The organism is Streptomyces massasporeus, from assembly GCF_014648995.1.
Lineage (GTDB): Bacteria > Actinomycetota > Actinomycetes > Streptomycetales > Streptomycetaceae > Streptomyces > Streptomyces massasporeus.
The window spans coordinates 275,740-289,661 of the sequence record NZ_BMSE01000007.1 but is presented as its reverse complement, the minus strand read 5'-3'; the positions used below and the strand labels follow the sequence as shown (position 1 = coordinate 289,661).

At 71.3% G+C, this 13,922-nt stretch carries 9 protein-coding genes and 1 pseudogene; 3 read left to right on the top strand and 7 right to left on the bottom strand.

Features of this window, described 5'->3' with window-relative positions; genetic code table 11:
• Nucleotides 1-15 precede the first annotated feature (15 nt).
• Together IE153_RS18655 and IE153_RS18650 are read left to right on the top strand one after the other, a co-directional pair.
• Entirely contained in the window at nucleotides 16-321 is a 306-nt protein-coding gene (locus IE153_RS18655) for an RNase A-like domain-containing protein (protein WP_189590845.1), read from the top strand.
• 37 nt (nucleotides 322-358) lie between these two features.
• Entirely contained in the window at nucleotides 359-1,054 is a 696-nt protein-coding gene (locus tag IE153_RS18650) for a contact-dependent growth inhibition system immunity protein (RefSeq protein ID WP_189590805.1), read from the top strand.
• A 102-nt stretch (nucleotides 1,055-1,156) separates the two neighbouring features.
• Here IE153_RS18650 and IE153_RS18645 read toward each other — a convergent pair whose 3' ends face one another.
• Together IE153_RS18645 and IE153_RS18640 are read right to left on the bottom strand one after the other, a co-directional pair.
• Nucleotides 1,157-2,686 carry a helix-turn-helix domain-containing protein gene (locus IE153_RS18645; protein WP_189590804.1) on the bottom strand — a complete coding sequence of 510 codons (1,530 nt, stop codon included), beginning with the start codon at nucleotides 2,684-2,686 and terminating at the stop codon, nucleotides 1,157-1,159.
• An 84-nt stretch (nucleotides 2,687-2,770) separates the two neighbouring features.
• A complete protein-coding gene (locus IE153_RS18640) occupies nucleotides 2,771-2,971 on the bottom strand; it encodes a DUF4236 domain-containing protein (RefSeq protein WP_033308449.1) in 201 nt (66 codons plus the stop codon).
• 264 nt (nucleotides 2,972-3,235) lie between these two features.
• Between IE153_RS18640 and acnA the strand changes: the two genes are divergently transcribed.
• Nucleotides 3,236-5,953: an aconitate hydratase AcnA gene (gene acnA / locus IE153_RS18635; protein WP_189590803.1), complete on the top strand. Its 2,718-nt coding sequence runs from the start codon at nucleotides 3,236-3,238 to the stop codon at nucleotides 5,951-5,953.
• A gap of 86 nt (nucleotides 5,954-6,039) precedes the next feature.
• Here acnA and IE153_RS18630 read toward each other — a convergent pair whose 3' ends face one another.
• From IE153_RS18630 to IE153_RS18610, 5 genes and pseudogenes are all read right to left on the bottom strand, one after another.
• A complete protein-coding gene (locus IE153_RS18630; protein ID WP_189590802.1) occupies nucleotides 6,040-7,395 on the bottom strand; it encodes an ABC transporter substrate-binding protein in 1,356 nt (451 codons plus the stop codon).
• Between the two features lie 107 nt (nucleotides 7,396-7,502).
• Nucleotides 7,503-8,801: a sugar ABC transporter permease gene (locus IE153_RS18625; RefSeq protein WP_189590801.1), complete on the bottom strand. Its 1,299-nt coding sequence runs from the start codon at nucleotides 8,799-8,801 to the stop codon at nucleotides 7,503-7,505.
• Nucleotides 8,798-9,577, bottom strand: a complete 780-nt coding sequence (locus IE153_RS18620; RefSeq protein ID WP_189590800.1) for an ATP-binding cassette domain-containing protein — start codon at nucleotides 9,575-9,577, stop codon at nucleotides 8,798-8,800. The genes IE153_RS18625 and IE153_RS18620 overlap by 4 nt, the downstream gene beginning before the upstream one ends.
• 14 nt (nucleotides 9,578-9,591) lie before the next feature.
• Nucleotides 9,592-10,674, bottom strand: coding sequence for a sugar ABC transporter substrate-binding protein (locus IE153_RS18615; RefSeq protein WP_189590799.1), 1,083 nt, complete (start codon nucleotides 10,672-10,674; stop codon nucleotides 9,592-9,594).
• 488 nt (nucleotides 10,675-11,162) lie between these two features.
• Nucleotides 11,163-13,742: pseudogene (locus IE153_RS18610) on the bottom strand (SpoIIE family protein phosphatase); the annotation flags it as partial.
• Nucleotides 13,743-13,922: the final 180 nt, after the last annotated feature.

Below are 13,922 nucleotides of genomic sequence, written 5' to 3'. Positions count from 1 at the left end.
GAGGTCCTCTCCGCCATGCCGTCCCGGAACCGGTCCGCCACCTACCCCGACCGAGAGACCGCCCAGTGGGCCACGCAGCAGGTCGTCACCGCCAACGAGCAGCTCATCCACCGCTGGCTCGCCCAGGGCACGCGGCCCCGGCTGACCATCGAGGCGTCCTGGCCTACGCGGCCCGACCCCATCGGCCGGGTGCTGTTGCAGGCGATGATGCTGGCGGGGCGGGAGCCCGTCGACGTGCGTGCCGCGCGCGTCGTGCTCAGGCGGGACGTGTCAGCCCCGCACGGCTTCGTCGTCCATGCCACGTTCCCCGTCTATCTCTAGCGCATCCGCCGCTGGTCATCCATGAAAGTCTTTCCCCGTGCCCCTGAGCCCCCTCGAACACGACCGCCGTTACGGCGAACTGGACCAAGTGATCCGTGCCTATGCCGGGCAGTCGGCGGACGACACGCCGGACGCACCCGGCCAAGCCTTGACGGCCTACCTCCGGCAAACGTGGCACACCCGTCCCTGGGCTCTTGCTGTCGCCGAGCGGCAGGTGCGGGAGTACGCCGAGAACCCGCCCGGACGGCTGAGGCAGCGGCTGGGCGAGTTCTACGCCATCCCCGACGTGGGCCTGCCCGAGGGAGAAGTGCAGGAGTGGCTGCACACGATCGGTGCCCACATCAGGCGCAGCATCGAGAAGGGTGAGGTGCCGCCGCCCGCTGTGCCCGTCACCCACTGGGAGTGGCACGCCCGGTTCCCGGAGCTCGGTCAGTTCCTCGGCGGGTGGTTCTCGCAGGACATGCCCGACGAGTTCGAGGACCATGACGCGGCCGTCGCCGACTACCGGACCTCCACCGACCCGCAACTCGTCGCCCGCCTCGTCGGCGAGCTTCACGAATTCCTCGCCCTCAGTCTCGACGAGTCCGACTGTGCCCTGGCTGTCGCAGAACTGGGCATGGAGGTCGACCCCCCGGCCCCGTACGCCCCGAGCGGCTGGCTCGCCCACCTCGCCGACCGGCTCGCCCAGCCGAGCGCGGCGTACAGGCCGTCGCCGCGGGCCGGGCAGGAGTAGCCGAGACTCTGCCGGCACGCAGGTCGGGTCGTGGGCGCGTTCTGCCGGACCCTTTCAGACGCGCAGCAGTGCAGGTCGAAATGAGCCCGGCAGCCTCACCGCTCAGATGTCCCGGAACGTCTCGATCTGCGCCCCCACCGAGTTCAGCCGCTCCGCCAGCTCCTCGTAACCCCGGTTGATGACGTACACGTTGCGCAGCACCGACGTGCCCTCGGCCGCCATCATCGCCAGCAGGACGACCACCGCCGGGCGCAGCGCCGGCGGGCACATCATCTCGGCGGCGCGCCAGCGGGTCGGGCCCTCGACCAGGACGCGGTGGGGGTCGAGGAGCTGGAGCCGGCCGCCGAGGCGGTTCAGGTCGGTCAGGTAGATGGCGCGGTTGTCGTAGACCCAGTCGTGGATGAGGGACTGGCCCTGGGCGACCGCCGCGATGGCCGCGAAGAACGGGACGTTGTCGATGTTCAGGCCGGGGAACGGCATGGGGTGGATCTTGTCGATCGGCGCCTCCAGCTTGGAGGGCCGGACGGTGAGGTCCACCAGCCGGGTGCGGCCGTTGTCGGCGAAGTACTCGGGCGTGCGGTCGTGGTCGAGGCCCATCTCCTCGAGGACCGCCAGCTCGATCTCCAGGAACTCGATCGGCACCCGGCGCACCGTCAGCTCCGACTCGGTGACCACGGCCGCCGCGACCAGGCTCATCGCCTCGACCGGGTCCTCGGAGGGGGAGTAGTCCACGTCGACGTCGATGGTGGGCACACCGTGCACGGTGAGGGTGGTGGTGCCGACGCCGTCGACCTTGACGCCGAGCGCCTCGAGGAAGAAGCAGAGGTCCTGGACCATGTAGTTGGACGAGGCGTTGCGGATGACGGTGATGCCGTCGTGCCGGGCGGCCGCGAGCAGCGCGTTCTCGGTCACCGTGTCGCCGCGCTCGGTCAGGACGATCGGACGGTCGGGGCTGACCGCGCGGTCCACCTGGGCGTGGTACTGGCCCTCGGTGGCGGCGATGTCCAGGCCGAACCGGCGCAGCGCGATCATGTGCGGCTCGATGGTGCGCGTACCGAGGTCGCAGCCGCCCGCGTACGGCAGCTTGAACGAGTCCATGCGGTGCAGCAGCGGGCCGAGGAACATGATGATGGAGCGGGTGCGGCGGGCCGCGTCCGCGTCGATCGCCTCCAGGTCGAGCTCGGCCGACGGCACGATCTCCAGGTCGACACCGTCGTTGATCCACCGGGTGCGCACACCGATGGAGCCGAGCACCTCGAGGAGGCGGTACACCTCCTCGATGCGGGCGACGCGGCGCAGCACCGTGCGCCCCTCGTTGAGCAGTGAGGCGCACAGCAGTGCCACGCACGCGTTCTTGCTCGTCTTCACGTCGATGGCACCGGACAGCCGGCGCCCGCCGACCACGCGCAGATGCATCGGACCGGCGTAGCCGAGGGACACGATCTCGCTGTCGAGGGCCTCCCCGATGCGCGCGATCATCTCAAGGCTGATGTTCTGGTTGCCCCGCTCGATCCGGTTGACGGCGCTCTGGCTGGTGCCGAGCGCCTCCGCCAGCTGCGACTGAGTCCAGCCCCGGTGCTGCCGGGCGTCACGGATGAGCTTGCCGATGCGTACGAGGTAGTCGTCTGCCATGGGACTGAGGTTATCTCAGATATGAGATGTCACCCGACCGGGGGGTCCGAACGGGTGACGGGACGTCAAGCCCGCCCGGTGGGCTCAGTGTCGACGCGCTTTCGTGGTGCGCCGCCATCCGAAAGGTCCGGGCAGATCCATCGATGTCGTACGACGTCCTGTGCTGCTGCGGGTGTAGCGCGGGCCGTTCTTTCCGCCGCCGGTGGTGATGGACCAGGAGCGCTTGTTGATGTTCAGACGCACCCCCGGAAGGATCCGGAAACTCTTGCGGAACGTGAGCGGCATGCCTGTCTCCTCCTCCGTCGTACGTGGGTACCCGGTTCGGATACCCCGGAAAAGGGCGCGCATGACCGCACGGGCGGACGCCGGGGCATGACCATCCGGCGCTCGTGTACTAGAGTTATCTCGACATCGAGATATCTGCCGAGAGAGCACTCCAGCCGCCACCCCGGTAAGGGTTACCTAACTTAGCCTTACCTTAGCGGATCGGCCAAGATGCCGTGGCGGCAGGATCGTGGTGGTACGCGCACATCAATGAAGGAGACTGTCGTGTCGGCGAACAGCTTCGACGCCCGCAGCACGCTGCAGGTGGGCGACGAGTCGTACGAGATCTTCCGGCTGGACAAGGTGGAGGGCTCGGCTCGCCTGCCCTACAGCCTCAAGGTCCTGCTGGAGAACCTGCTCCGCACGGAGGACGGCGCGAACATCACCGCCGACCACATCCGTGCCCTCGGCGGATGGGACTCGCAGGCCCAGCCCAGCCAGGAGATCCAGTTCACGCCGGCCCGCGTGATCATGCAGGACTTCACCGGCGTTCCCTGTGTCGTGGACCTCGCGACCATGCGTGAGGCCGTGAAGGAGCTGGGCGGCGACCCGGCGAAGATCAACCCGCTGGCGCCGGCCGAGCTGGTCATCGACCACTCCGTCATCGCCGACAAGTTCGGCACGAACGACGCCTTCAAGCAGAACGTCGACCTGGAGTACGGCCGCAACAAGGAGCGCTACCAGTTCCTGCGCTGGGGCCAGACCGCCTTCGACGAGTTCAAGGTCGTCCCGCCCGGCACCGGCATCGTCCACCAGGTGAACATCGAGCACCTGGCCCGTGTCGTGATGGTCCGCGACGGCAAGGCCTACCCGGACACCCTGGTCGGCACCGACTCGCACACCACCATGGTCAACGGCCTCGGCGTGCTCGGCTGGGGCGTCGGCGGCATCGAGGCCGAGGCCGCCATGCTCGGCCAGCCGGTCTCCATGCTCATCCCGCGCGTCGTCGGCTTCAAGCTGACCGGTGAGCTCCAGGCCGGCACCACCGCCACCGACCTCGTCCTCACGATCACCGAGATGCTGCGCAAGCACGGCGTCGTCGGCAAGTTCGTCGAGTTCTACGGCGAGGGCGTCGCCGCCACCTCGCTGGCCAACCGCGCCACCATCGGCAACATGTCGCCGGAGTTCGGCTCCACCGCCGCGATCTTCCCGATCGACGACGAGACCATCAACTACATGCGGCTCACCGGCCGCAGCGAGCAGCAGCTCGCGCTGGTCGAGGCCTACGCCAAGGAGCAGGGCCTCTGGCTCGACCCGGCCGCCGAGCCCGACTTCTCCGAGAAGCTCGAGCTCGACCTGGCGACGGTCGTCCCGTCCATCGCCGGCCCGAAGCGCCCGCAGGACCGCATCGTCCTCGCGAACGCCGCCGAGCAGTTCAAGACGGACGTACGCAACTACGTCGACACCGTGGACGAGGCCGGCCAGGAGTCCTTCCCGGCCTCCGACGCCCCGGCCGTCGCGCCGAACGGCGCGCCGTCCAACCCGGTCACCGTGACGGCCCCCGACGGCACGTCGTACGAGATCGACCACGGCGCGGTGACGGTCGCGGCCATCACGTCCTGCACCAACACCTCCAACCCGTACGTCATGGTCGCCGCCGCGCTGGTGGCCAAGAAGGCGGTGGAGAAGGGCCTGACCCGCAAGCCCTGGGTCAAGACCACCCTCGCCCCGGGCTCCAAGGTCGTCACCGACTACTTCGAGAAGGCGGGCCTGACCCCCTACCTCGACAAGGTCGGCTTCAACCTCGTCGGCTACGGCTGCACCACCTGCATCGGCAACTCCGGCCCGCTGCCGGAGGAGGTCTCCAAGGCCGTCAACGACCACGACCTCGCGGTCACCTCGGTCCTCTCCGGCAACCGGAACTTCGAGGGCCGTATCAACCCCGACGTCAAGATGAACTACCTGGCGTCCCCGCCGCTGGTCGTGGCCTACGCGCTCGCCGGCTCCATGAAGGTCGACATCACCCGGGACGCCCTGGGCGCCGACCAGGACGGCAACCCGGTCTTCCTGAAGGACATCTGGCCCTCCGAGGCCGAGGTGAACGACGTGGTCGCCAACGCCATCGGCGAGGACATGTTCGCCAAGTCCTACGCGGACGTCTTCGCGGGCGACGCCCAGTGGCAGGCGCTGCCGATCCCGACCGGCAACACCTTCGAGTGGGACGCCGAGTCCACCTACGTCCGCAAGCCCCCGTACTTCGAGGGCATGGCCCACGAGCCGGCCCCGGTCGAGAACATCTCCGGCGCCCGCGTGCTCGCCAAGCTGGGCGACTCGGTCACCACCGACCACATCTCCCCGGCCGGCGCCATCAAGGCCGACACCCCGGCCGGCAAGTACCTCACCGAGCACGGTGTGGAGCGTCGTGACTTCAACTCCTACGGCTCGCGCCGAGGCAACCACGAGGTCATGATCCGCGGCACGTTCGCCAACATCCGCCTGCGCAACCAGATCGCGCCGGGCACCGAGGGCGGCTACACCCGCGACTTCACCCAGGCCGACGCGCCGGTGTCGTTCATCTACGACGCCTCGCAGAACTACCAGGCCGCCGGCATCCCGCTGGTCGTCCTGGCCGGCAAGGAGTACGGCTCCGGCTCGTCCCGCGACTGGGCCGCCAAGGGCACCGCGCTCCTCGGCGTCAAGGCCGTCATCGCCGAGTCCTACGAGCGCATCCACCGCTCGAACCTCATCGGCATGGGCGTGCTCCCGCTCCAGTTCCCGGAGGGCCAGTCGGCCGCGTCCCTCGGCCTCACCGGTGAGGAGACCTTCGACTTCACCGGCGTCGAGGAGCTCAACAACGGCACCACCCCGCGCACGGTGAAGGTCACCACCGACACCGGCGTCGAGTTCGACGCGGTCGTCCGCATCGACACCCCCGGCGAGGCGGACTACTACCGCAACGGCGGCATCATGCAGTACGTGCTGCGCAGCCTGATCCGCAAGTAAGCGGACCGCCACGGCAGTTCGAGGGCCGCGTTCCCGGGTGACCGGGGGCGCGGCCCGCGCCGTTCACTCGTCGCGTTGTGGGCGGGTCACCCGCCCCGGTACTTCGCCGCCGCGGCCTGGGCCAGGTCCTGGGACTTGTCCAGGGCCGCGTCCACCGACTGCTGCCCGGCGATGGCCGCGGCGATCTGTTCGGAGACCGCCGTCCCCAGCACGGCGAACTCGGGGATGCCCAGGAAGCCGATGCCGTCGTAGGGGCGGGGGCCGACGCCCGGGTTCTTCGGGTCGGCGGAGTCCGTCGCCGCCGTGAACTCCTGCCGGTACCAGGCACCGGCGGCCTGCTGGTACTCGGGCTTCTCGTAGAGCGACATGCGGTTACCGGCGGGCGCCGAGGTCCAGCCCACCTCCTGGCCGACCAGCTCCTGGAACTCCTTGGAGGAGGCCCAGGAGATGAACTCCCAGGCGGCGTCCTTGTGCTCGGACGCCTGCTGGATACCCCAGGCCCAGGTCCACAGCCAGCCGGCCTTGTCGGTCCTGTCGTGCGGGGCGGGGACGTAGCCCACCTTGCCCTTGACCGAGGAGCTGTCGGCCTCGATCGACGAGGCCAGCGACGTGGCGTCGTACATCATGGCGCACTTGCCCTCGACGAAGCGGTCCAGGATCTCCAGCACGCCCATCCGCTCGGCGCCGGGCTGGCCGTGGGTGCGGAGCAGGTCGACGTAGAACCCGACGGCCTTCTTGAACTCCGGTGAGGTCAGACGGGCGTTCCAGTCCATGTCGTACCAGGCGCCGCCGAAGGTGTTGACGACCGTGTTGATCGGGGCGAGGTTCTGGCCCCAGCCGGGCAGGCCACGCAGGCAGATGCCGCTCGCGCCCTCGGAGCCGTCGACCCGGGCCGCGAGGTCGGCGACCTGTTCCCAGGTCGGGTCCGGCGGCATGGTCAGCCCGTCCTTGCGGAAGAGGTCCTTGCGGTACATCAGGAAGGAGCCCTCGCCGTAGAAGGGTTCGGCGTAGAGCTTGCCGTCCTCCCCGGTCAGCGAGGACGCCAGGTTCGGGAAGACGTCGCCCTGGTCGAAGTCCGCGTCGGCCTTCACATAGGAGTCCAGCGGGGCTAGCCAGCCGTTGTCCGCGTAGATCGGCACCTCGTACGCGCTGACGCTCGCCACGTCGTAGGTGCCGGCCTGGGTGGCGAACTCGCGGTTCATCTTCTCCCGCGCCTCGTTCTCCGGCAGCAGCGTGTAGTCGACGGTGATGCCGGTCTCCGCCGTGAAGTGCTTCTTGGTGAGCTTCTTGAGGGTCTGGATCTGCGGCACGTCCGTCGCGAGCACACTGAGGTCGGCCTGCTCCTCGCCGCCGGACAGATCGGCGTCGCCGCACCCGGCGAGGACCAGACCGGCGGCGGCCGTGAGGGCCACGGCCGCCTGGGTGAGGCGGCTGCGTTTCATGACATCTCGGCCCTTACCCACCTTTGCCATTTGTTAGGCATTTCGTATGAAATGGAATCTTGGGTGAATTTCGGTGTGTCTGCGCTCAAGGTCGGCCGCGTCCGGGCTCAAGGTCGGCCGCGTCTGGCCTGAGCGCGCCGCGACAGCGCGTCGGCCGCCACGGCGGCCAGCAGCACCCCACCGGTGATCATGAACTGCACGGCGTCCTGGACCCCCAGCAGCCCCATGCCCGAGGCGATCGACTGGATGACCACCACACCGAGCAGCACCGACCAGGGCGAGCCCCGCCCGCCGAACAGACTCGTCCCGCCGATGACGGCCGCCGCGATCGCGTTGATCAGCAGCATCCCCGAACCGGCGGCACGCGCCGTCGTGGGGCTCGCCGAGGTCAGCCCCGACGCCACGAACAGCCCGCCGAACGCGGCCAGCGTCCCCGACACCATGAACATGGCGACCCGCACCCGCTCCACCCCGATGCCGGCCCGCCGCGCCGCCTCGACCCCGCCGCCGAGCGCGTACACCCGCCGCCCGTAGCGGGTGCGGCGCAGCACGTAGTCCGAGACGACCAGGATCACCAGGAAGATCAGCAGCGCGAGCGGCAGTCCCTGGAACCGGTTGAGGGTGTGGGCCCCGGCGAAGGCGACCACCGCGAGGAGACCGGTGCGCAACCAGATCTCGCCCCCGGGCCGGTAGGGCATCCCGGTCGCCAGGTGGCGGCTCCGCCGGCGGCGGGCGGCCAGGAAGTACCCGCCCGTGCCGAGCGTCGCGACCGCGTACGCCGCGAGGTCGCTGCCGAAGTGCCGGCTGGTCAGTGAGGCGACCAGGCCCTCCTCGTCGATGTTGATCGTGCCGCTCGCCCCCAGCAGGTAGAGCGTCAGGCCGTTCCAGATCAGCAGCCCGGCCAGCGTCACCACGAACGCGGGCACGCCGAGCCAGGCGTGGAAGAACCCGTGGAAGGCGCCCACCGCCGTGCCCGCGGCCACCGCCACGATCACCGCCAGCCACTCCGGCACCCCTTGGTTCACGTTCAGCACGGCGAACGCCGCCCCCGCCAGGCCGCTGACCGAGCCGACCGACAGATCGATCTCCCGGATCAGCAGCACGAACACGATGCCGACGGCGACCAGCCCGGTCCCGACGATGTCCACGCTGAGGTTGGACAGGTTGCGCGGCGAGAGGAACTTGTCGTCCAGCCCCTGGAAGACGATCCAGATCACGATCAGACCGGCGATGACCAGCAGCGGCCCCCGCTCGCCGTCGCGCACACCACCGCGGAGGTCCCGGACGTACTCCCGCACGCTGTCCTGCCAGCCGTGGGCGGCGCGTCGCTCGCGGGTGGTGGTGACCGGCCCGGCACTGCCCGGCCCGGCGGGCCCGCCGTCCCCGTGCGGCCCGCCGCGGCTCACGGCCACGCCTCCTCGCCGCCCTTCGAACGGTGGGCCACGGCGTTGTCCGCCGCCCCGGTGACCGAGGAGATGATCTGCTCCTGGGTCACGGTGCTCACGTCGAACAGACCGTTGTTGCGGCCCAGCCGCAGCACGGCGACCCGGTCAGCGACGGCCTTGATGTCGCCCATGTTGTGACTGATGAGGATGATCGCCATCCCGCGGTCGCGCACGCCCTCGATCAGGTCGAGCAGATGACTGGTCTGCTCCACCCCCAGGGCGGCGGTCGGCTCGTCGAGCAGCAACACCTTGGGCGCGCCCATCAGCGAGCGGGAGATCGCCACGGCCTGCCGCTGCCCGGCCGACAGCGCGGCGACCGGCATCCGCACGTCGGGGATGCGGATCGACAGGGCGCGCATCAGATCGCGGGCCCGGCGCTCCATCTCGACCTCGTCGAGGACGCCCACCCGGTCGATCTCGCGGCCGAGGAAGAGATTGCCGACGACGTCCAGGTTGTCGCACATGGCGAGGTCCTGGTAGACGGTCGCGATGCCCAGGGCGTGGGCGTCGTGCGGGCGCTTGACCTGCACCGGGCGCCCCTCCCACTCGATGATGCCCCGGTCGGCGGGGCTGACTCCGGAGATCACCTTGACCAGCGTGGACTTGCCTGCTCCGTTGTCGCCCGCCAGGGCCACGACCTCCCCGGCCCGGACCTGGAGGTCGACGTCCACGAGCGCCTGGACGCCGCCGAAGCGCTTGGTGATGCCGCGCAACGCCAGTACGGGGGGATGAGCCACGGTAACCACCTCGCTCACCGGGTGAGCCCGGCCCGGTCGCAGGCCGGGCGGAGCTTGGGGGTGCAGATCTGGTCGATCGTGTAGACGCCGTCCCGCACGAGCGTCCGGCCGATCGTCTCGCGCGTCACGGCGGTCGGGGTGAGCAGGATCGCCGGGACGTCCTCGGTCGTGGGGCTGTCCACCTTCGTCGTGACCAGGGCGTCGATGTCGTTGCCGCGCGCCAGGGCGACGGCCATCGCGGCGGCCGCCTCGGTCTCCAGCTGGAACGGCTTGTAGACGGTCATGTACTGCTCGCCCTTGACGATGCGCTGCACGGCGTCGAGGTCGGCGTCCTGCCCGGTGACCGGGGGCAGCGGCGAGACACGGGCGCTCTTGAGGGCCGAGACGACACCGGCCGCGATCGAGTCGTTGGCCGCGAGCACCCCGTCGATCCGGCTCGGGCCGAGGTCGCTGATCGCGGCGGACATGTGGTCGTGCGCGTTCTCCGTGCGCCACCCCAGGGTCTTGTACGACTTCAGGATCCGCACCTCGTCCTGGAGGACGGACCGGGCTCCGCCCTCGTACCAGGCTGCGTTGGGGCTGGAGGGGTCGCCGTTCATCATGACGACACCGCCGCCGTCGGCCCGGGCCCCCATGCCCTCCAGGAGCGCCTGGCCCTGGAGCCTGCCGACCTGGGCGCCGTCGAAACTGACGAAGCCCGAGATCGGCCCCTCGGCGAGCCGGTCGTAGGCGACGACCGGGATGCCCTCGCGCTGTGCCGCGCGGACCGACGAGCGCAGGGCCTTGGGGTCGACGACGTCCAGCATCAGGACCGAGACCCCCCGGGTGATCATGGAGGTCATCTGCTGCCGCTGGCTCGCCGCGTCGTTCTCGGCGTTGGCGTACACGACCGTGCACTCGGCGCACAGCTCCTTCACCCGCTTCTCGATCAGCGGCTTGTCGGACTTCTCCCAGCGGGGCACGGCCCGGCTCGGCAGCAGCAGCCCGATGGTCAGCTCACCCTCGCCCTCCCCGCCGTTGTCGGTACACCCGGCGAGGGAGACGGCCAGGAGGACCGCCAGCAGTCCGGCGACGCCGCGCAGGCCGACGCCACGCATCAGGGACCTCCCTCGTGGGTCCGGGCCCGGCGCGAGGACGGGGGAGGGTCCTCGACGCCGTCGCCGATGTGCTCCATGGCCCGGTCGAGCCCCACGGCCTGCTCGCCCCTGCGGCCAGCCTCCCGCTCGCCGTTGCGGCCCGGCGCTCGCTCGCGGTCGGGGTCGGGGTCCGTGGCGCGGTCGTCGTCGCGGTCGGCAGCTGAGCCGCTGTCGGGGTCCGTGGCGCGGTCGTCGTCGCGGTCGGCAGCTGAGCCGCTGTCGCGGTCCGTGGCGCGGTCGTCGGCGCGGTCCGCTGCTGATCCGCCGTCGCGGTCCGCCGCCCGGTCGTCGTCACGGTGCCGGCCCTGGTCGCGGGCCCTGCGGCGGTCCCGGTTCCGGCCCAGCCCCCAGCTCCGGTCGCGGCCCAGGCCCCAGCCGCGGCCCGGCTTACGCTCCTCTTCCGGCTCAGGCACCTCGTCCGGCTCCTCGCCGTCCTCCGTCTCCCGTTCCGAGCGGGTGACGACGATCTCGCTCCACACCTGCTTGCCGCCGCCCACCGGCACCGACCCCCAGGCCGCCGACACGGCCTCGACCAGGAAAAGCCCCCGGCCGCCCGTCGACTCCCAGTCCACGACCACCGGCTTGGCCGGCGCCCGGGGCGAGGAGTCGCTCACGGTCACCCGCAGCCGGTCCGCCGCCAGGGTCAGCTCCACCCGGACCGCGCCCTGCGTGTGCACCAGCGCGTTGGTGACCAGCTCCGACACCACCAGCAGGACGGTGTCGGCCTCGTCCGCGATGCCCCACGAACGCAGCGTGCGCGCACTGAACCTGCGGGCGTGCATCACCGCGTCCGGCAGCCGCCAGACCACCCAGCCCGCCCGCACCGGCCGTACCCGCATCCCGTCGTAGCGCAGCAGCAGGATCGCCACGTCGTCCTCACGGCGCCCGTCCTCGCCGAGCAGCGCGTCGGCCATCCGCCCGGGGTCGGCGGGATCGGCCGCGGCGAGCGCCAGACGGACGAGCCGCATGCCCTCGTCCACCTGGAGATCCGCCGACTCGACCAGGCCGTCCGTCACCAGCGCGAGCACCGAGCCCGGGGCGAGCGCCAGTGCCGTGAGCGGGAACTCCGCGTCCGCCAGGACACCCAGGGGGAGCCCGCCCTCGACGGCGATCTCCGCGGTGCTGCCGTCGGGATGCCGTACGAGCGGGGCCAAATGCCCGGCCCGGACGAACAGCGCGTTGCCCTCCTCCATGTCGAGCTCGACGTAGCAGCAGGTGGCGAACAGGTCCGTCTCCATGCCGACGAGCAGCCGGTTGGCGTGCGCGACGACCACGTCCGGCGGATGCCCCTCGACGGCGTAGGCCCTGACCGCCGTACGCATCTGGCCCATGATCGTCGCGGCCCCGGCGCTGTGCCCCTGCACATCCCCGATGACCAGGGCCACCTTGCTCTCCGACAGCGCGATCACGTCGTACCAGTCGCCGCCCACCTGGAGCCCGCGCCGGGCCGGCAGATAGCGGGCCACCGCGGTGCCCCCGGGCAGCCGGGGGAGCCGGCGGGGCAGCAGGCTGCGCTGGAGCATCGTCGCGAGTTCCTGCTCGGCGTCGTAGGCGTGCGCGCGCTTCAGGGCCTGCCCGACGAGCCCCGCGGTCGCGGTCAGCAGGGCCCGCTCCTCGGGGGCGAACTCGTGCGGGGTGTCCCAGCCGACCAGGCACACCCCCGCCACCCCGCTCTTGGCCGGCAGCGGCAGCACCGCCAGACCGCCGGGGCCGATCCCCGCGAGCCCGGCCTCCAGCACGGAACCCGCCGGCCACAGGCTCATCCGCCCGTCCCGCAGCGCCGCCTGGAGTGTGGGCAGGGCGGTGACCGGCGCGTCGGGCCACTCCGAGCGCCACTCGCGCCGCCACAGCTCCGGCCAGGCACCGGCACTCGGCGGATCGAGCACGGTGACCGCCAGCCGGTCCTCCAGCAGTTCGGCGAGTGCCACCCGGTCGGCACCCAGCGGCTCGCGCAGCGCGGCGACCACCACACGGCTGACGTCTCGCACGGTCGTGGCGTCGTCGAGCGCGGCCGTCAGCCACTGGATCCGGGCGACGTCGCTGGCGCTGCGGCGCAGCACCGGCGCCGCGCTCACCACGCCCAGCACCCGCTCAGGGGTGCCGTCGGGCCTCTTCAGCACGCGGCAGTTCAGCCGCAGCCAGCACAGTTCCCCGGTCGGCCGGCGGATCCGGAACTCCATTTCACGGCGGCCCGGGGTCTGCGCGGACGGCTCGATGACCGACATCAGCGCGGGGACGTCCTCCGGGACGCTGCAGGAGAGCAGGGTGTCGGTCTTGCCGTCGAAACCGCCCTCGGGGATGCCGACGAGCTCGAGGAGGGCCGGATCCGTCTCGACCAGCCCGGTGCCGGGCGACAGGGCGAAGGAGCCGACCCCCATGGCGCGCAGGGCCGAATCCAGCAGTGGTGCGGGCGCCGACCGGTCGGCCTCGCCGCGCAGCCGCTCGGCGACGGCTTCGGCGTAGCGCTCCAGGAACTCCCGCTGTTCGGCGCCGAACCCTTCGCCGGCCTCTCCCACCACGACGAGACAGCCCAGCCACCCGCCCGCGGCCCCCAGCGGCAGCGCTCCCAGCGGGACGGCTGCGGCCGCGGCTTCCCCTCGCCCGGGAAGCACCACACCCGCGAGCCACACGGCCCGCCCGCGCAGAAACGCCTCGACGACGGCCGGACAACCGTCCCCCGAGCCGGTCGGGCCCGACGGCACCGAGGTGGGAGCGTCGTGCGGAGCGGCAGGTGAGTCCGCCCCGGGGGAGGCGCTCGGCCCCGCGCCCGGAGCTCCCGCGGAATCCGAGACCGCCACCCGCCCCGGCAACTGATACCGCTGCCCGGACTCGGCCCCGGCCGACTCCACCAGGCAGAGCTCCGCGCCGTCCTCACTGCGCACGTACACCGCCGCCAGCGTCACCCCGGCGAACGCCAGCAGCCGCGCTCGCGCGGCCGTCTCCGGAGCGGGACGAGGCGGATCGGTGCCCCCGTTCCCCGGCGCCCGAAGACCGGGGACCGCGGCCCGGGCATCGCCGTGATGGGGCATGTCCGCATCCACCTCCCGTCCATGCCGCAGCCACCGGCAGGTGGGAGTCCCCGGAACTCAGGCGACGACGACGCGGGCACGGGACCGGCGGCGCGGGGTCGCGCCTCCCATGGCGGATCCACGCCGCTCATGAGCGGCAGGGCACCCAACAACAGCTTCGCACACCTGGATATCAGCGAC